Origin of the sequence: Flavobacterium sp. KBS0721 (genome assembly GCF_002007065.3) — a bacterium.
Taxonomy (GTDB): Bacteria; Bacteroidota; Bacteroidia; order Flavobacteriales; family Flavobacteriaceae; genus Flavobacterium; species Flavobacterium piscis.
On record NZ_CP042170.1, the window covers coordinates 4326596 to 4347160 of the forward strand.

Here is a 20565-nt window from a genome sequence, read left to right on the forward strand (position 1 = left end):
AATAACCATCAGATAGTTTTGCAGCAGAAAACAAAAATTAACTAAACACAATGAAAAAACTACTATTGTTATTTGCTTTGATTTTATCCGGAAATCAACTTATAGCGCAAAATTATGCTTCAATGATCGGAAAAGTTTCTGATGGAAAAACCTTTTTACCAGGAGTAAATATTTCGATTTTAGAAAGAAAAACAGGAACCTCGACAGACTTTGATGGTAATTTTCAAGTTTCGAATTTATCGGGAGAAAAGCTTACAGTCTCATTTAGTTATATGGGCTACCAAACGATTACCAAAGAAATAAAATTGGTTTCGGGTATTAATAATCTGGGAACTGTTACGCTTGCTGCAGAAGAAGGAGCATTAAAAGAAATTATTGTAAAAGGTTTTACAGGGCCATCTCAAATTAAAGCCTTAAGCATGAAAAAGAAATCCTTGGCCATTATGGACGTGCTTTCTGCAGATGCTGTTGGAAAATTACCAGACCGTAATGCTGCCGAAGCGGTTCAAAGAATGCCAAGTGTAAGTGTTAACCGTTATCACGGAGAAGCCAATCAGGTGAGTGTTCGAGGAACGCCTTACGGATGGACATCGACTTTATACAACGGAACAAGATTACCAAGTGCTTCTGTAATGGGAACGAGAAACACACTTTTAGACGCCATTCCGACCGAAATGATCCAGTACATCCAGTTATCAAAAGCGATAACGCCTGATATGGAAGGTGATGCCATTGGAGGATCTGTGAATTTTATCTCCAGAACAGCGCCTAAAAAAACCATGCTGAACGCGAGTCTTGGTGGCGGTTACAATCAAAAAGCTGAAAAAGGTTCTTATAATGCCTCTTTAGTTTATGGACAAAGATTTTTTAAAGATAAATTAGGAGTTGTACTAGCGGCTTCTATATGGGACAGAAATTTCGCTACCGATGAAATGGTAGTAGATTACAATATTAATGCTCCTGTACAATCTCAAAAATATGGTATTAATACCGTTAATGCTAAAAGATATTTTGGGCAAAGAACTACAAAAGCAATAAGCGGTGGAATTGATTTTGAATTGAACGATAAGAATAAGTTTTTCGGAAAATTCTTGTATGACAAATTCAGGGATGTGCGTCCGGTTTATGAATCTTTCTATGACTTTGCTAAAAAGAGATACACTTTTAGCTACCGTTATTCCGATTATAAAACAGATTTAAATGGATTGGAAATTGGCGGAGAACACAGAATTGGTTCTAAATTGAAATTTGACTGGTCTTTTGCCAATAACGAAATGACGTATCTTTTGGACACTCCTCCAAACATGTCTTCTGATATGAGAGGATTACCAATTGCACAGTTTTCTCAAAAATTGGTTGGTGATTTTGGTGTAAGATCATCTGACGGGGCGGTTTATAATACTTTTGATTCTCCTGATGGAAATGGTGTAAACATTTACAACATCGATCCAAAACTGACGAATCCAACGGATGTTATGGATCCGACAAGATTAACTTTGCAACAATTGGTCATTACACAATTGGACCAGAGAGATCATGATAAAGTGGGACAAATTAATTTTAATTATGATGCGACTGACAGATTTGTGATCAAAGCTGGTTCAAAATTAAGATTCAAAGATTACGAAGGACAACAAACACCAATCGTTTATTTACCTGGAGCAGCTTTAGGAATTCCGGGTTCGCCAGCCTTACTTCCGATGAGCAGTTTACAAACGGAACCGTATCCAAATGCCAGTAATTTCTTCTCAGAAATTGGAAGTCCGTTTAATAACTTAATTGTAAACCCAATTACAAAAAATCAATTGTTTGATATTTTCACACCATCCTACTTAAAAGCAAATGGCTTTGCAGATTATTCTCCGGCCTCTAATGTAACAACAAAGTTTAAAGGCGAAGAAAATGTTTTCAGCGCTTATGTTATGGGAGTTTATGATGTATCTGAAAAAACAAAAATCATTGCCGGTGCCCGAAACGAAGAAACAAATGTGACGATGAGCAGTACCGCTTATGATTCGCAAACTAAAGTGGCGACGCCAATTACCAAAACATCATCATATAATGCGTTTTTGCCAATGGTACATTTGAAATATGCTTTCAATGAAAATATCAATTTCAGAGCGGCTTATACCAGAACTTTTTCAAGACCAAATTTACCCGATTTAAATCCGAGTGAAATTATTGATTTGACCGCTGGAGTTTCAAAAATCACCAGAGGAAATACGGATTTAAAACCTACTTTTTCTAATAATTTAGATTTTATGGGAGAGTATTTCTTAAAAGATATTGGATTGATTACGGCAGGTGTTTTCTATAAAGATATTAGCGACTATATTTTCAGGGATATTTCGGCAGAAAGAATCAATAACGTTAATTATATCGTGACGCAGCCTAAAAACATTAAAGACGCCAGTTTATTAGGTTTTGAATTTGGAATCACAAAAAGATTTACAGAATGGAATGGTTTCTGGGGCGGATTTGGAATTGATTTTAATACTTCAATTATTAAATCAAAATTAGAAGTTTCAAGATATGATGCGCAAGGAAATGTAACCGCTACGGACGAAACTACATTGCCAAATCAATCTAAGTTATTGTTTAATTCTTCTGTTTTCTACGAAAAATATGGCTTCATGTTTAGAATCGCCGGAAATTACAGAGGAAAATCTGTAGAAACGATCAATCAAAATTTAGGTCCGGATTATTATATCTCTGCTATGCAAAATTTCACAGTTGATTTCTCTGCAGATTATTCGATCAGCAATAAAATCAAAATTTTTATGGAAGTTAGAAATCTTACTAACGAACCGTTTAAACAATTTCTTGGAAACAATGAAGGTAGAATCACGAACAGTGAATGGTCGTCGATTAATGGTCAGTTAGGTCTTAAATACCAAATTTTATAAGATTCATTTCTTTTCAAAAACTTTATACATACTACTTAATGCAAGCTGATACTTCAGTTTGCATTAAAATTCCAATCTCTAATTTCAAAATAATTAAATATGAAAACTCAAACTCTTTTACGCACAACAGCAGTCTTTTTAATGATTGCTTTTCAAACTCAGGCTCAAAAAAATATGGAAATCGAGAATAGCCCGAACTTCAGATCATTATCAGGAATTCATAACAAAGACGGCAAAAAAATCAAGGAAGATATTATTTTCAGATCAGGTAATTTTTCTAAACTCACAGAGAACGATATTAAAAAATTCGACGCTTTAAACATCACTACAATTGTAGATTTTAGAAACGACGATGAAATAAAAAAAGATCCTGATTTTATTCCAGCACGAGAAAAAATTGCAACTACACGAGCTAACATTGGTTCTATTAATGGTAAAGAAATGGGACAATTTATGAAAATTATGATGTCTCCAACTTTCAACGAAGCACAGGCAGATTCATTAATGGTTGCTGCCAACGCAGGATTTGCAGAAAGCGCAAAGGACTTTAAACCTTTCTTTGATGAAGTAAAGAAAAAAGAAACTGTGGTTTTGTTTCACTGTACGGCAGGTAAAGACAGAACAGGATTTGCGTCTTCATTATTGTTGCATATTTTAGATGTTTCTGATGAAGAAATTATGAAAGATTATTTAAGATCTAACGAGGCCATCGCAAAAACAGATTTAAGCAAATACAAAGCCTACGGAATTCCCGAGGAAAGAATGGCAAAATTAATGGGCGTAAAACAAGCTTACCTAGAATCAGCGTGGAATGCGGCTATCAAGAAATATGGGAGTATTGATAAAATGTTATTAGTAGAATATGGCATTGATAAAAAAGTCAAAAAACAAATTCAAAAGAAATATTTGGTGAAATAATTGACCAAAAGATTGACATTAAGAGGGCAATTCTAAAATTGGATCATATAAAAAACCTCCAAAAATCAAAAATGATTTATGGAGGTTTCTACTTTATCTAAAAAAATATTTTTTAAACATATACTGATTCAGTATTAATTAAATTGCTCTTTTATAAACAGTTACATCATCTACCCACATCATTACAGTTGAAAATAATTTAATTTTATTAGGGTCAATGAAATTAGAATCTTTGGATCCTACATTCATATTGAAAATAATAGAATGATTTCCAAAATTATTAAAATTAAGATTAGAAACGCTGCTGTTAGTATATTCTGCAACAGTGACATTGTCAACCTTTATGGTTACCGTTACAACATTGTTTTTCATTTTCCAGAAAGACTCATATAAATGCCATCCGTTATTTCCGTTTAAATTAAAATTAGCAGGATAGTTTCTTTCTGCGGAGTTTCCTAATAGGTTTGCTCCTGGAGAAGTTCCATAAAAAACATTGGATGTATAACGACTTGCATTGGGTGCAAAAGAGTAAGCTTCCAAAATGTCGATTTCTCCTTTGGTTGGCCATCCATTTTGCTGCACAGACCAGAACGCAGGCCAGGCACCGTAAGTTTCTGTAAATGATTTATAAGTTCCGCCCTCCATCGCTACTAGTTTAATATTGGCAGAAAGCATATACTCTGTATTATTTTCAGGTTTGTATTGGTAATTAGACGAAATGAACCCGGATTGATACTTGTACGTGCTCAATTTTGTTGTCTTGATTTCCAAACATTGTTTTCCGTCTCTCCATTGTGTCGTTGGGACTGAGCTTGAATAATCGCAATACCAGGAATTATAATCTGCACGTTGTTCCTTTGTCCATTGAGACAAACTTGAGCCTACATTAAATGTATCTTCAAATTGTTTGACCCATGGCGCACCGGCTACTTTGCTTGTACTGCTTTTTGTACTTAAGCTTGCTGATTGCTCTTTTGCAGTTGGACTTACGTCATCTGCGCAGGAAGCAAATCCTAAACTTAATACACAGGTCACTGTTAATGCTATTAAATTTAATTTTTTCATAATTTAATTTTTTGGTTAATTAATAGTTGAAGTAAAGCATTATCTTTTAGGTAATTAATCTAAGCCTTCCAGAAATCCGGTATGAGCGCTTTTAATTGCAAAATTTGAATCATACAATAAAGGCCAGTCATTTCCAGGATGGTTAAGTTCTGTACTAAAAGGAATCCATGATTCGTTATCTTTCATTCCCCAAATAGTTAAGGCATATTTATTTGCTGCAGGAAGCGCATTATAGATTTTTACGATCTCCTTGTATTTTTCTTTTTGAGCCAGTCTTCTTTCGTTGGTAAAAGTCGTAATGTCATTAGACTGATTGACTTGTATATCTAATTCCGAAACATGAATTTTCAGACCTTTTGCTGCAGCTCTGTTAAGATCAGTTTCTATTTGTGCTTTTGTTGGGCTTAAATAGGTATTATGCATTTGAAAACCAACACCATCTATACTATTACCTGCTTTTAAATCATCTACAATACTAAAAACTTTATCTTGTTTTGGGATATTCGTTGAAGTTGCATAATCATTATAAAACAACAATAATTGGGTATCGCCCGCTGCAACAGCTGCATTTCTGGCCCACTGAAAGCAATCTTTTACATAATTGGCTCCCATTCGCTGAAGAAAAATAGTATTTCTCATTGCACCGCCGTTGTCATCTACAGCTTCGTTGACCACATCCCAGGATTTTACTTTTCCTGCATAATGAGTCACAACGTCTGTAATGTACTTTTTAACTTCAGCTGAAAATTCGGCATCAGTACCTGAAAAATTCTTCAACCAGGTTGGTACTGAATTATGCCATACCAAAGCATGACCGTGAACATTGATTCCGTTTGTATTTCCGTAAGCAACAATTTTATCTGCTACAGTCCAGTTGTAAACACCGCTTGCGGTTGAAATCTGATCCATTTTCATTTCGTATTCGGCAGAAATACTACTGAATTCATTTTTTAAAATAACATCATAAGGACTTCCTGTAGTCAATTGCGAAGCTTTTATCGCCATACCAATAAAAAACGGATTAGCCAGTTTATTGGCTTTTACTTTTAAAAATGTAGGATCTTCAGGAATGTCGCTTGAACCTGTAGTTACAACACTGATAACATTTGAATATCCGGAAATTTCAGTTTCTGTTTTGGCTCTGACTCTATAATAATATTGAGTTCCGCCTGCTAAACCAACCACAACTTCGTTTAAATCGGTCACTGGTTTTGCTTGATAGTTGGAAACAAAAGTGCTGAAATTTTCGTTTGTAGAAACATCCAAAAGATAGCTTTTTGAATTCGAGACGTAGTTCCATTTGGCTTTAAAACCATGATCGTTTACATCTTTTGGTGCATTTGCAACTGGCGTTTCTAAAGCAGCAACAGTTTCGTTGTCGTCTTTAGAGCAGGCATTTAGAAAAAAGAAAAAGCTGGCCAGCACTAATAAAAATTTAATTTTCATACTGTTTTTTTATTTTAGAATATCCTTTATTATGTCGAATACTCTTGTTTTATAATTTCTGTTTTATGAAGAGGCTGCTTTTTTGATTACAGCCTCTTTTTTCTTTAGAGCTTAAAATACAATCATTACTTATTTGTAACGAACTTTAATATTATCGTATTTTATTATGGTTGGATTAGGTGTGTCTGATTGCACTATACCTACTTTAATTTCATTAACTTTAGAAGCATCCAGCGTAGTGGCAGGATCTCCAAAGCCATAATTATCTTTAAAATCAGCTAAAGTTAGGGTCTTGGTAGTCCAGTTAACATCAGTTATTTTAAAATTATAACCATAGTTTTTATTATCAATCGTATTTAATTGAATGGCAAATTGTGCTCCTACAACATTGGCACTTACATCAATATCAATAAATGTTTTTGTTGCATCATTATTCGCGGCGCTTAGGAAATTAGCTCCACCCCCTGCACTGCTTCCGTTATAGCCATTGGCATTTGAGCCAGCCCAAACAAGTGTTGCATAATTACCTGTTGGCCCATTTGCAGTACTTGCGTTAAAACTATCTTTATCTCCATAAGCATCCCAATTCGTTCTTGTACCATTTCCGTCAAAATCAGATACAATAACAATAATTTCCGGAGTAACAGGAGGTAGAAGCTGTATTACTTTTTTTGCGATACCTCCCGGTGTAGTAAGTACTAACTCTGAACCAAAAACAGCATCTTCAGGTACTCCAATAATAATTGAAGAAGATGATTTTAGCGTATAACTTACTGGTTTTCCTGCTAAGGTTACCGATGAAATATTATAAAACCACGTTCCCTGAATTTCTAACGGAAATCCCGGAGTTGCTATAGCAGGATCTGTTTTTGTCAGGGTTGGAACGGGCTGTAAAAGCTCAATGTTTTTAGTTACAGAACCTGTTGCTGTTACAAATGTAATGGGCTGTACTCCAAATCGGCTGCCTAATTTATCATCAAAAGGAATGGTAAAAATAAACGATTTATCAGAATTGTAATTGATATTGAAACCGATATCAATTTTATTGTCGAGCGTAATCTTTTTTAAGCCCTCTAAGCCCTGACCTTCGACTCTGACTTTATTGGATGGAAATGCCTGATTGAGTAAATCTCCCGGTTCAGCAACCATTGCGTCTACATTTGCAGTAACTGCGTCGTCATTTTGACAAGCTGTAAAAGAAACTAATGTCAAAAGAATTAAAATGCTATATTTTATTTTATTAATCATAATATAAATTAATTAAAGTTAAAAGGAACCGGAGCCTCTAATAATGATGGATTAGTATCAATAGCAGACTGCGGTAATGGCAGTTCGAAATAATTACTTCCGGGAGTTATTTTTACAGAAACCAAATCGGTTCTGTCATCATTGGAATAAAAACCAGCTTCCTGCTGCGAAATAACTGCTGTTGCCTCGGCAAGTCCACGACGTTTTAAATCGAAGAAATATTGTCCTTCAAGAGCAAACTCCACTCTTCTTTCATTAAATAAATCATTTCTTGTAAGTATCATTTTAGGAGGTAATCCTGCTCTCGATCTTACTTGATTAAAAGTACTTAAAGCAGCAGCAGAAGTTGTAGAAGGTGCTCCGGCCATAATAGCCTCAGAATTCATTAATAAAACGTCAGAATATCGCAATATAATGGTGTTTTGTGATGTTCTCATAAAAAACACATCGTTTCTTTCGGCAGCAGAACCTACAATGTATTTTCTGAAATTAGCTGCTGTCGATGAGTATATTTTTTTATAAAGAAAACCACCTTGACTTTTTAATAATTCAGGATAATAGTCGCCATCTGTCATGATGGTATTCTTTTTTCTCGTATCATTTGGCTCAAAGCTACCTTGCAATGAAATAGAAGGAAGATAAACTCCCCAGCCGTCACCACCACCAGTAATTCCTGTACCTCCTGGAACTATATACGCCTGATTGGTATTTTGCGTTCCCCATTCTGTAGCAATTGCTTTCCATTGCAAAGCAAACATACTCTCGTTACTATTATTATTCTCCGGACTGCTAAATAAGTTTCCGTAGTCTTGAATTAAAGTATATTGGTTTCCAATAATTTGCTGGGTTAAAGCGGCACATTCTGCATATTCATTCAAAGTTAAATGCACTTTTGCAAGAATCCCCATGGCAGTAAATTTGGTCACATATCCTTTTTTTACTGATTTTTCAGGTAAATTTGCGACAGCAAATTCTAAATCCTGTTTGATGAATTTATAAACATCTGCAACAAGATTTCTTTTTGGCTGTGCTGCAGAACCTGCTTTGCTAATAATAGGCACTGCACCAAAAGTTCTTACCAGATAGAAATAAGCATTTGCTCTCATAAATCGTGATATCGCAATAGCATTTTTATACGATGCTTCAGGCAATTCGCTTTTTCTGTCTTCGACTAAACTCATTAAATTATTAGACTGATCGATAACCGAAAACAGTGAAACGTACCCTTCTGTCAGGATTGGGTTTTGCGAGGTTACCTGAGCATCTTTAAATTGTGAATAAGCACCATCAAATGTAAAGGCGTTGCCGGCGTACATATCGCCTACAGCAATCAGGAATTTATCATTAAAGGTAAACCAGGGTTTAAAATACAAACTCTCGGCGATTCCGTCAAAAGCTGTAACTCCTTCGGGCAAATCAGCTGGTGTTAATTGATTTTCAGATGGCGCATCCAAAAAATCATCTGAACAGGAAAATAAAGACAGCAATGGTATGAGCATTCCCATCATAAAAAATTTACAAAGTTTTTTCATAACTATTTTTTTATGTTAACGATGAAGTTAAATGTGTTTTTTATCAATTTTAAAATTCCAGATTTAATCCCAAAGAAGTTGTTCTTGGCACAGGATAACGTCCTAAATCAATACCGCTTAGCGTTATGTTTTGGTCTAAGTTTCCTAGTGCAGGGTCGAAACCTGAATATTTGGTGAATGTGTACAGGTTCTGAACATTCACATACAATCTTACTTTAGATATAAAAGAATTATCGAATATTTTGCTTGGTAAATCGTAGCTTAAAGAAACGTTTTGAATCCTTAAATAAGAACCATCTTCAACAAATCTATTCGAGATTCGGCCATTACCATTTGGGTCGTTAAGCGTAATTCTTGGTACAGTGGTATTTTCGTTTACACCAGCTTCAAAAGCATTTGATACTTCGGTACTCACATTTCCAAATCTGTCTCCAAATCCCGGATAAATACCATCAGTATAATGACGTGTAAAATTGTAAATCTGGTTGCCCTGACTTCCTGTTAAGACCACAGATAAAGTAAGGTTTTTGTATTTAAAGTTGTTTGTAAATGCATAAGTAAAATCAGGAATTGCATCTCCTATCGCGGTTTGATCTTTAGCATCGATTTTGCCATCGTTGTTCAAATCTTTAAAACGAACATCTCCAATTCCTGTTCCTGTTTCCTGGATTGGTCCTGCTGCTAATTCAGCTGCATTTTTAAATAATCCGTCGGTCTTATAGCCATAAAATTGTCCTACCGGCTGTCCTTCAGTTGTTCTGGTAACGTTATACAAATCAAATTGTACTTTTCCTAATAACGATTTTCCTTCGCCTTGAAAACGAGTAAGTTCATTATTGTATTTTGAAAAAATAATGGTACTGTCCCAAGTGAAATTTTCGGTTACGATATTTCTTGTATTCAAAGTAAGTTCTATTCCTTTAGTGACAATTTCCCCTGTATTCAGGTAATAATTCAAAGCACTTTGATTCGATTCGTCATTGATTTGTTTCGTAAGGAAATCAGATGAATTTTTGATGTAATAATCAAAATCTAATTTTACCCGGTTATTCACCATTGCAATTTCAAAACCAGCATTAAAAGATTTTAATGACTCCCATTTTATATCCGGATTTCCTAAGTTGTCTATTGTTGGAGATACGCCTCCAAAAGGAGATGAAAGCAATGATAAAATAGTTTGGTATCTGTTTGCCGGAATATTTTGGTTTCCTACGAGACCGTAACCTGCTCTAAATTTTAAATAATTAATGTTCCTTGTTAAAGGCTCAAAGAACTTTTCGTTACTAACTGTCCAACCTCCTGAAAAAGAAGGGAAATAACCCCATTTGTTATTAGGTCCAAAGTTGGAAGAAGCATCTGCTCTTAAAGAAGCCGTGAAAGAATATCGATCAGAAAAACTATAATTTAATCTCGTAATATAAGATGCCATAGACCATCTGCCGGAACCATTCCCGTTAAGCGCAGTATCAATATCACCAATATTTAAGTTCGTAAAATCTTTATTTAAAAACTCGCCCGTTCTATAACCGCTTAGGTATTCATATCGGCTTTCCTGAGCTTCCTGACCTAATAAAAAAGTAAAATTGTGTTTCTCACTGATCGTTTTATTATAAGTAAGATAGTTTTTAATGTTCCAATAATAACTTTGATCTTGTTGTTTGAATGATTTGTTTAAAAGTTCAGATACGTTTCCTAAAGTGTATTTAGGTACAAAAGTGCTGCTTTTTGCAAAATTCAGATCGTATCCTAATTCTGATCTAAAAACCAATCCTTTGATAATCGTAAAATCGGCAAATAAATTACCATTAATTTTAAATCTTTCCGTAGTCGAATTATTGTATTCTGCCAAAGCAATTGGATTTGTTGCCTCGTTTGCAGAAGAACCTAAACCGCTTACTGGTCCGGCATAAGAACCATCAGAAGTTCTAACCGGCAATTCCGGCGATTGTCTTAAGGCATTCATTACTAAACCACCTCTGTCGTCATTTCTTACTACTTGTTGCGATGATTTACTTACCGATAAGTTGTTACCAATTTTTAGCCATGATTTCACATTAGAATCTACATTTAATCGCATAGATAATCTGTTAAAATTAGAATTGGAAACAATTCCTTCCTGATCAAAATAATTTAAAGAAGTATAATAACGCGTTCCATCTTTTTCTCCAGAGAATGATAATTGATGGTTGTACAATGTAGCAGTTCTAAAAAGTTCATCCTGCCAGTCTGTTCCGTTACCTAATAAATCTGGTTTTTGGTATTGAAAAGGAACAGGCTCTCCGTTTAATTTGAATATTTTTGCCTGATACTTAGCATATTCAGGTAAGTTTAAAACATCAACGGTATTGGTTACCTGCTGCGTAGCCAAATAAGTTTCATAAGTAAATTTTGATTTTCCTTTTTTTCCTTTTTTAGTGGTAATCAAAACAACTCCATTTGCACCATTCGCACCATATATTGCTGTAGCCGATGCATCTTTTAAGATATCAATAGTTTCGATATCCGAAATGTTTAAACCTGATAAAGCTGAGTTTTTAGTTTGTCCGTTTCCGCCCCCTAATGCGCTGAAAGAAAATGAGTCGTTGTTTTTATCTGCAAAAACAGGTGTTCCGTCAATAACATATAATGGTTCATTACCATTGATAGAAGTGATTCCACGAATTTGAACAGAAATCCCTCCTCCTGGCGTCCCTGAATTTTGAGTAACATTTACACCTGCGGCTTTACCTACAAGTGCCTGATCGATAGACGTAAAGGGCTTGTCCTGAATTTCAGAAGCTTTAATAGAGGAAACTGCACCATTTATATCTTTTCTTTTTGAAGTTCCGTAACCTATAACCACTACTTCATTTAATTTTTCGAGGTCGTTTACCATAACTACCTGCATCACAGATTTAGGGTCTGCCTGCAATGATAAATTTTTATATCCTACATAACTAAAAAGCAACAGCGCTTTAGGTTCTACATTATTTAAAACAAAACTACCGTCGAAATCGGTAACTGTTGCGTTTTTTGTTCCTTGTACTATTACACTAACACCCGGTAGGCTGGCTCCCCCCGATGTTACTTTACCTTTAATAGTTTGAGCAAAGAAAAAATTTCCCCACATACATACTATTAAACACAATAGTTTTTTTAATGTTCTTTTCTGCATAAAATTTGGTTTAGAGTTTAAGTTAAATAATTAGTTGGAAAACATTTAATAGAAGGTCTGTTGTAAGCTCATTATGCGAAAAAATGACGACAGATTTTTTTCTTAAATATTTCTTAACGAAAGTAGAATGTAGAGGAGTGCTATTGTAGAATGGATGAAGCATATTGTGCAACAGATGATGCAAAAAGAACATATGATACCCTTTTACGGCTCAAAAAGCGCCTAAAACCAAGAAAACAGTCGCTGAGATATTGCTAAAATTTTTGGTTAAAAAATATTGTTAGTTTAAAAAAAGAGATAATATTTTTAATATATAGCTTTTTATTGGGTTTAAAAATCATTACTTTTTTAAGGAAATTACCTAACAAAAAAAGAGCTTCGATTGTACAATCGAAGCTCTTTTTAATGACATTTAATAATTAAAGAATTACTTTAATCTTTCGTTCTTCTTTCCTGTGTAGGTAAATGTCCGTATTTAATTTTATAACATTTTGCAAAATAGGAAGGCGAAGTAAAACCAACTTTATAGCTAATTTCATTAATATTATTATTTCCTTTTTCGATCAATTGTTTGGCTTTTTCTAATCGTACATTTCTAATAAACTCATTAACAGAAACTCCTGTTAGTGTTTTTATTTTTCGATACAACTGACTTCTGCTCAAAAAGATTTTAGAAGATAAAAGTTCCACAGTCAATTCAGGTTCACTGATATTTTCATTAATAAAATGCAGGATTTTTTGAATGAATTCATTATCGAGTGAAGTTGTTTTTTCTTTACCGTCTTTAGTAATTCCGCTATAAAATTTCTTGAACATGATTTGTCTGCTTGTAATAAGCTGGGCGAGACTCGATTTTAAAATATCCAGCTCAAATGGTTTGCTCAAATACATATCAGCGCCGGAATCGATTCCTTCCAGTCGGTCTTTTACCATTGCTTTTGCCGAGAGCATTAATAAGGGAATATGGCTTGTTTTTAAATCTCCCTTTATGTTTTTACACAATTGTAATCCATCCATTACCGGCATAATAACATCTGTAACAATTAAATCAGGTAATTTCTGAACGGCAAGCTCATAACCTTTCTGACCATTTTCGGCCACAATAACTTTGTACAATTTGCTTAGTTCGTGTTTAAGGTAATTTCTTAATTCAGGATTGTCTTCAACAATTAAAACAGTGTGTGTTTTTGCAGTTTCAACAATAGCATCTTCTATGGATTGATTCGTAAAATCCTCGTCTTCAGATGGATTTTTATTGGGTTCATACAAAAATTTATTTTTATTTTTTTCAATTTTAAAGACCTCGTCAACTATTTCGCTTTTTTTATAAAAAGATTTTCCCAAAGGAAAAGTTACCGTAAATTTTGTCCCTTCTCCTACCTCACTTTCAACATCAATTTTACCTTTATGCAGCTCAATAAATTCTTTTACAACCTCCAGACCAATTCCTGTGCTGCCATAATAGTCTTTGTTTACATTATTGACCTGATAGAATCGATCAAAGATTCGGTTTAAATCTTTTTTACGAATGCCTGAACCGGTATCTGTAATAGTTATTGAAAAGGAAGGAACTTCAATGCCATTTATTAAAAGCGAATTATTAGCATCTGATGTGTTGACAGAAACGGTAATACTTCCATTATCCGGAGTAAACTTAAATGCATTTGAAATAATATTAAATAGTATTTTCTCTAACATTTTAGGATCCAGCCAGTCTTCAAGCCCATCAAATGCAGATTCAAAATGAATGGTGATGTTTCGGGCAGCGGCTTCCTCATCAAAATAAGCAATGATTCCCTGTGTAAAGGCTACAACTTCAATTTTTTTGGCCTGAAGGAAGATTTTATTAAACTCTAATTTATTAAAATCCATAAGCTCATTGATCAGTCTTGAAAGCCTGTCCGAACTTTTGTGTACTATTTTTAATTTATTATGAATCTCCGGAGATAGATTTTTAGTTCTTAAAATATCTTCAAGAGGATTAATAATTAATGTTAATGGTGTTCTGAATTCATGTGAAATATTAGTAAAAAACTGCAATTTCTTATTGTTTAATTTCTCTGACTGAATGTTTTTTTCTTTTTCTAAAATTATTGCTTGTTTGGCTTTAAAACGATTTTGATAAATTTTATTCAGGTATATAATCAGGAAAACTAAAATAGAAGTGTATAATAAATAAGCCCAAAAGGTTTTCCACCACGGAGGCAGGATTTTTATTTTTAATTCTAACGGAGTATTGCTCCAGGAACCATCTGCATTTGCCGATTTTACTTTAAAAACATAATCGCCGGGAGCCAGATTGGTATACGTTGCGGTTCTGTTATTGCCTACATAATTCCAGTCTTTTTCAAAGCCTTGCAGATAATAGGCATATTGATTTTTTTTAGAATAGTTATAATTAATTCCCACATATTCAATCGTAAAAACCGATTGTGTGTAGTTGAGTATAATTTCTTTAGTTTGGGAAATTACTTTACTTAAGGGCGAGGAATCTTCATTTGGTTTTACAGATTTATTGAACAATTTGAAATCGCTGAAATATAATTTTGGCGCTTTTTCTGTTTTTTTGATCTCGTTAGGATTAAAATAATTTACTCCCTCATAACTGCCAAAATACAACTCTCCATTTCCATCTTTAAAAACCGCATTATTATTGAAATCGTTATCAACAAGACCATCATCTTTAGTAAAATTGGTGCTTTTTTTATTTTTGAAATCAAGTTTTGTTAAACCTGATCCGCCGCTTATCCATAAAGATCCGTTGTTATCAGAAATTATAGCGCGAACCGATTTTTCTTTAAAACCCGGAAAGTTATTATAGTTCGAAAATGTCCTGTGTTTTTTATTATAATTAAACAATCCTTCGCCATCTGTTCCTATCCATATCGTTTTATCGTTAGACTCATAAATCGATAAAATAGTCTGAATGCTGTTGTACTTCGTTTTGTCTTTGAACATGGCATCACGCATATTGGTCACTTTAAAATCAGAGTCGTTTTTTAAACTTACCTGATACAAGCCTAAGATGGTTCCTACCCACAAAACATTATCAGAGTCTACAAAAACTTTACGAATAAAAGCGTTGTCTAAAGCATTTTCTTTAAATGATTTCGACTCACAATGAACAAATGTATTGTTCTTATTATCATAATAATGCAATCCTTTTATAAAAGTTCCAATCCAGATTCGGCCTTTTGAATCTTCAGAAAAACTAAAAACGCGATTCGATTTTAATCCCGAAGTGTTTGCTGTATTGTAGTTTATGAATCGCGTAGTGCCATTTTTCAAAAAGTAGATGCCACGATCCCAGCTTCCTATCCAGATATTTTGTTTACTGTCTATAAAAATGGTCTGAATATCAACAGCATCTAAACCGGAATAGTAGCTTTGATTGTTTTTGTTGACATGAATGTAACTTTTATTGTTAAGATTATAAATATCAAGACCTCCGCCTTCATTACTGATTAACAGATTTCCTTTTTTATCTTTTATAATCGAAGTTACATAACTGGTTTGAAGCGAATTATCGTTGTTTACCTGTGATTCAAGAGAATTGAATTTGTTATTTGGTTTGTCAAATACGCCAAGTCCTTTATTAAAATAGCCCAACCAAAGTCGGTTTTCTTTATCCTCGTATAAAGACCAAACCGAATTGGATTTTAAACTAAAGTCATTATACTTACTATGCAAATATTTCTGGAGTACTTGCCCTTTATAATTGACGACCAATAATCCGTCATTTTCGGTACCGCAAATGATATAGTCGTGACTGCTTTCTATAATCGATAAGATTTTGTTTTTGGTAATAGCATAATTCTCAAATTGGTAATTATCTGTTTCAGGTTTAATTTTTATCAGGCCGCTTTCAGTCGTTCCCAGCCATATATATCCGTATTTATCTATTACAAGATTTTCGATATCATCTAATAAAGGTTCTCTTTTAAATTTGTCTTTATAAACCTGCTTGAGTTTTCCGTTTAAATCAAGTTCTAAAAGACCGTAACTCGTTCCCAGATAAATAATACCCCGTTTATTTTTTACCGAAGATTTTATTAGAAAATTAAATTTGTCTAACACCTTTGACGGAATCAGAGTAGTTTTTAAAGTTTTTTTATTGAGTTTGAATAATCCAAAACCATAAGTTCCCAGAATTAAATTACCATTATTATCCTCAATAATTGTCTTTACGGTAATAGGTTCGTCATAACCTTTTCTAATTACATCTTCAATATTGATTTTAGTAAAACTATCTAAATCCCTGTTGTACAAACACAAACCATCATCGGTACCCACCCATAAGTTATTATCAGAATCAATAAAGGTTGCATAAATAAAGTTACTGTTTAGTGAACCGGGCTTTTTATTGTATTCATATCCAAAATAATTTACACCATCATATCGATACAAACCCGTGCCGTTTGTACCTATCCAGATAAATCCATTTTTATCCTGAATAATTGAAGAAATGGCTCTTTTTGAAGTAGTTTCCTGTATGCTTCTAAATTGGTAGTTGTCAAATTTGTCCTGAGCAAACAAGCAATTTGCATACACAAAAAAGCATACAAGAATATATTTAATATTTTTCATTTAATAGTATTATTATCAATTTGCTCTGAAAATTAAATTTGAAAATTAACTTCTGTTTATGTATCAACACTAAATGTTGTGGAGAAACATTAAAAATTTTATATTCCCTAATTATTTTTTAACGCAGAGAACGCAAAGGTTTATCGCAGAGTTCACTAAGATTTAAGTCGTGTTTACACAATCTAAGTCCACAAAGCTTTGTGAACTTTGTGTTTTTTTCTAAACTTAATATATTTAAAAAACTTTGCGTTCTCTGTGGTATTTTTTTTATCTCCACAAGTTTTTAGGATTGATCCTGTTTTACGTATATATAAACAATATTAATAAAACTAAACATGAAATAAAGTTTTTAGGTATAAATTTTATCATATTGCCAAAAACCTGAGCTCGATTATTAAGTAATCGTACTCAGGTTATTAGGTTGTTGACTTAAGAATAAATCCCGGTGCTTCGGCCAATGTCATTAAGTTAAGTTTTTATAAACTAAAATTTAATCTCGCAAAACCGCAAAGCTTAAACACAATATTGTCATTTCGACGAAGGAGAAATCCTCGCGAGAAGCTCGACAAAGATTGGATTTTCGTTGCGGAGTCACTTACGAGGATTTCTCCTTCGTCGAAATGACAAAATCTTTACGATTTTTGCGTCTTTGCGAGATTTATTCACTGTAGCATTATATACTCTCCCTTAATTAATGACATTGCGCTTCGGATAATGTCATTAAGTTAAGTTTTCAAAAAATAAATTATTGCAAATCAAATCCGTTTTTATCTGCGTTTTTACGAAGTAAATCTGTTTTATCCGCGTCAAAATTAGATGCTGATTTTACTGATTCGCTAAAGCGAAAACGCTGATAAAAACGGATTTTTCTAATTACTTTCCTGATTAAACTTTTAAGTAATTTAAAAAGATTTCGTTTCACGCAGATTTAGCAGATCTACGCCGATTTAATTTTAATAATAATCGGCTTAAATCTTTTTAAATCTTTTTAAATCTGCGTTAAAATCTCAATACTTTAGGACTATGTGAAAGAAACTAGTTACTCTTTTTGACAACTTTTTTCTATATGACCTAGGTTTCTATGTGTTTATTTTTTTTTTAAAGACTTTATTTTAATTCAAATTTACTGGTAAGTCCTTCATTAGAATTCCATCCAACCATTATATTGAACAAGCCAGGCTCTGTTAAAAATTTGCCTTCATTGTCATAAAAACCAAGTTCCTTTTCTGTCAATGTAAATTGAATGGTTTTAGTTTCTCCCTTTTTTAATTCAACAAGTTCAAAACCTTTTAATTCTTTTACTGGTCTTACAATACTGGCAACAGCGTCATTTATATACAACTGAACCACTTCTTTACCATCATAATTTCCAGAGTTGGTAACGTCAACACTTACTTGGATTTTTTCTCCTTTTGCAAAAGTTGCTTTGTTGATTTTAAGATTTTTATAATCGAATTTCGTGTAGCTCAAACCAAAACCAAACGGAAACTGAGGCGTTTTCTCCACATCCATATAATGCGACCAGAAAACGTTTTTATCGCTGTCGATTGGTCTTCCTGTGTTGTATTTGTTGTAATAAATAGGAACCTGACCCACATTTCTTGGGAAAGAGATTGGCAATTTTCCACTTGGGTTGTAATCTCCATATAAAACCTGAGCCACTGCATTTCCAGTTTGGGTTCCTAATTGCCATGCTTCTACAATTGTTGGGATATTTTCTGCAGCCCACGGAATACTCAACGGACGACCATTATTTAAAACCAAAACAATATTTGGATTCACTTTATAAATTTCCTGTAATAATTCCTGTTGTAATCCCGGCAAATTTAAGTCGGTTCTGCTTCTGGCTTCTCCGCTTTGAAAACCGTATTCTCCCAGAACCATCACGACAACATCGGCATTTTTTGCGGCTTTTTTGGCAGCTTCAAAACCGGATCTGTCTGTTGTATTAAAAACTGTTTCTGTTAAAAAAGTAGCTTTTTGCGAAAGTAAATCTGTACCTTTTTCAAAAGTCAATTGATTGTCTTTGTACTGCTGCATTCCTTCTAAAACCGAAACTGCAGTATTATCATCTGCTGCAATTCTCCAGCTTCCCAACGGACTGTTTTTATCATTTGCCAAAGCTCCAATCAAAGCAATTTTTTGTCCGGATTTTTTTAGCGGAAGCAAGTTTTTGTCATTCTTTAATAATACGATCGATTTTTTCGCCATATCAAGAACGCCATCATTATTGGCTTTACTGCCAACAACTTCTTTTTCGCGCTTTTCATCACAATATCTGTAAGGATCATCAAATAAACCCAGTTCAAATTTCACGCGTAGAATTCTGCGAACGGCATCATCAACCAAGGATTCTTTTACTTTTCCTTCTTTCACCAAACCAACTAATTTTGCCACATACAAATACGATTCCATATCCATATCAGAACCTGCAATTACGGCTTTTGCAGTTGCATCGGCTTCATCTTTGGCATAACCGTGCGCGATCATTTCGCGAATAGAAGCATAATCAGAAATCACAAAACCGTCAAACTTCCATTTTCCTTTCAGGATATCTCTTTGAAGGAAAACATTTCCCGTCGCCGGAACACCATTTAAGGTATTAAAGGAATTCATAAACGTACGAACTCCCGCTTGTACAGTGGCTTCAAAAGGAGGTAAAACAGAGTTGTATAATTTAGAAGTACTAATATCTACCATATTATATTCTAATCCTGCCTCAACAAATCCGTAGGCTGCAAAGTGTTTGGCACATGCTGCAATAGTATTTACTTTAGCCAAATCTGCAACAGTTTCTCCCTGAAAACCTTTTATTCTTGCATAACCTATTTTACTTCCAAGATAAGGATCTTCACCCGCACCTTCCATCACACGTCCCCAGCGAGCATCATTTGTAATATCTACATTGGGTGCAAAAGTCCAGTTAATTCCGGATGCCGAAGCTTCATCTGCAGCAATCGCAGCCGATTTTTTTATCGCTTCCAAATCCCAACTTGCCGCTTCTGCCAACGGAATCGGACTTAACGTTTTATAACCGTGAATTACATCAAAACCAATAATTAACGGGATTCCCAATCGGGTTTCTTCTACCGCAATTTTCTGTACAGCTTTAACTTCTTTTACACCACGAACAGTCAGCATCGAACCAACCCAGCCTTTTCGTAAATGTTCATATTTCAGTTCAGCACTTCCTCCTTTTGGAGCCGGTCCCGTTACATCCCAAAATCCGTTGTATTGATTCATTTGTCCCACTTTTTCCTCCAGAGTCATTTCTTTCATCAAAAGTGTAATGCGCTCTTCAACAGGTTTCTTTGTGTCCATATATTTTTTGGTCTGAGCATATCCGTTTGTAAAAACGATCAGCAGTAAAAAGGAATATTTTTTAATTTGTTTTTTCATCATTGTGGTTTAATTTTAGTACAGAGGTTTAGAAATTAGTTAGAAATAATACATTAGTTTTTTGTCATGATCTATTCTGAATACTAACTTTAAAAGTTATATTCCAGTAATTTTTTAGAATTCAGGATTGTAAATGTAGTTTTCCAGTGACAAAAGGAGTAGTAAATTTGAAGCATTATATAAAACAAATGATGTATTTATATAACCCAATAAATCAAACTGATTACTTCTACTAAAAAAACGAAGAATGTTTCCGGATTAGTTCTTTTTATAAAACCGCTCTGCAATTCGAGAAAAGGAATTTAAAATT

The 20565-nt window shown here is 33.9% G+C and carries 9 protein-coding genes; 2 read left to right on the forward strand and 7 right to left on the reverse strand.

All coding sequences use genetic code 11. From position 1 onward, the window contains the following. Window positions 1-50: 50 nt before the first annotated feature. Both B0M43_RS18610 and B0M43_RS18615 read left to right on the forward strand, forming a co-directional pair. On the forward strand, window positions 51-2906 hold the full coding sequence (locus B0M43_RS18610) for a TonB-dependent receptor (protein WP_078007684.1): 2856 nt from the start codon (window positions 51-53) through the stop codon (window positions 2904-2906). 99 nt (window positions 2907-3005) lie between these two features. Next, window positions 3006-3824 (forward strand): tyrosine-protein phosphatase, encoded by an 819-nt coding sequence (locus tag B0M43_RS18615; protein ID WP_078007685.1) that lies wholly within the window; start codon window positions 3006-3008, stop codon window positions 3822-3824. 138 nt (window positions 3825-3962) lie between these two features. On the opposite strand, the gene B0M43_RS18620 is transcribed toward B0M43_RS18615, so the two are convergent. The 7 genes from B0M43_RS18620 to bglX form a co-directional block, all read right to left on the reverse strand. Next, window positions 3963-4889: a glycoside hydrolase gene (locus B0M43_RS18620; RefSeq protein WP_078007686.1), complete on the reverse strand. Its 927-nt coding sequence runs from the start codon at window positions 4887-4889 to the stop codon at window positions 3963-3965. Between the two features lie 54 nt (window positions 4890-4943). Then, the gene (locus tag B0M43_RS18625; RefSeq protein WP_078007687.1) at window positions 4944-6335 is read right to left on the reverse strand and encodes an endo-1,4-beta-xylanase; all 1392 of its coding nucleotides are present in this window, start codon (window positions 6333-6335) and stop codon (window positions 4944-4946) included. 129 nt (window positions 6336-6464) lie between these two features. Then, on the reverse strand, window positions 6465-7583 hold the full coding sequence (locus tag B0M43_RS18630) for a hypothetical protein (protein WP_078007688.1): 1119 nt from the start codon (window positions 7581-7583) through the stop codon (window positions 6465-6467). Between the two features lie 8 nt (window positions 7584-7591). Next, window positions 7592-9115, reverse strand: coding sequence for a RagB/SusD family nutrient uptake outer membrane protein (locus B0M43_RS18635; RefSeq protein WP_078007689.1), 1524 nt, complete (start codon window positions 9113-9115; stop codon window positions 7592-7594). 49 nt (window positions 9116-9164) lie between these two features. Beyond that, window positions 9165-12269: a TonB-dependent receptor gene (locus B0M43_RS18640; RefSeq protein ID WP_078007690.1), complete on the reverse strand. Its 3105-nt coding sequence runs from the start codon at window positions 12267-12269 to the stop codon at window positions 9165-9167. Window positions 12270-12701: 432 nt separating this feature from the next. Next, window positions 12702-16856 (reverse strand): two-component regulator propeller domain-containing protein, encoded by a 4155-nt coding sequence (locus tag B0M43_RS18645; protein ID WP_078007691.1) that lies wholly within the window; start codon window positions 16854-16856, stop codon window positions 12702-12704. Between the two features lie 1107 nt (window positions 16857-17963). Beyond that, complete coding sequence (bglX, locus tag B0M43_RS18650) at window positions 17964-20255, reverse strand: beta-glucosidase BglX (RefSeq protein ID WP_078007692.1); 2292 nt, start codon at window positions 20253-20255, stop codon at window positions 17964-17966. Window positions 20256-20565 lie beyond the last annotated feature (310 nt).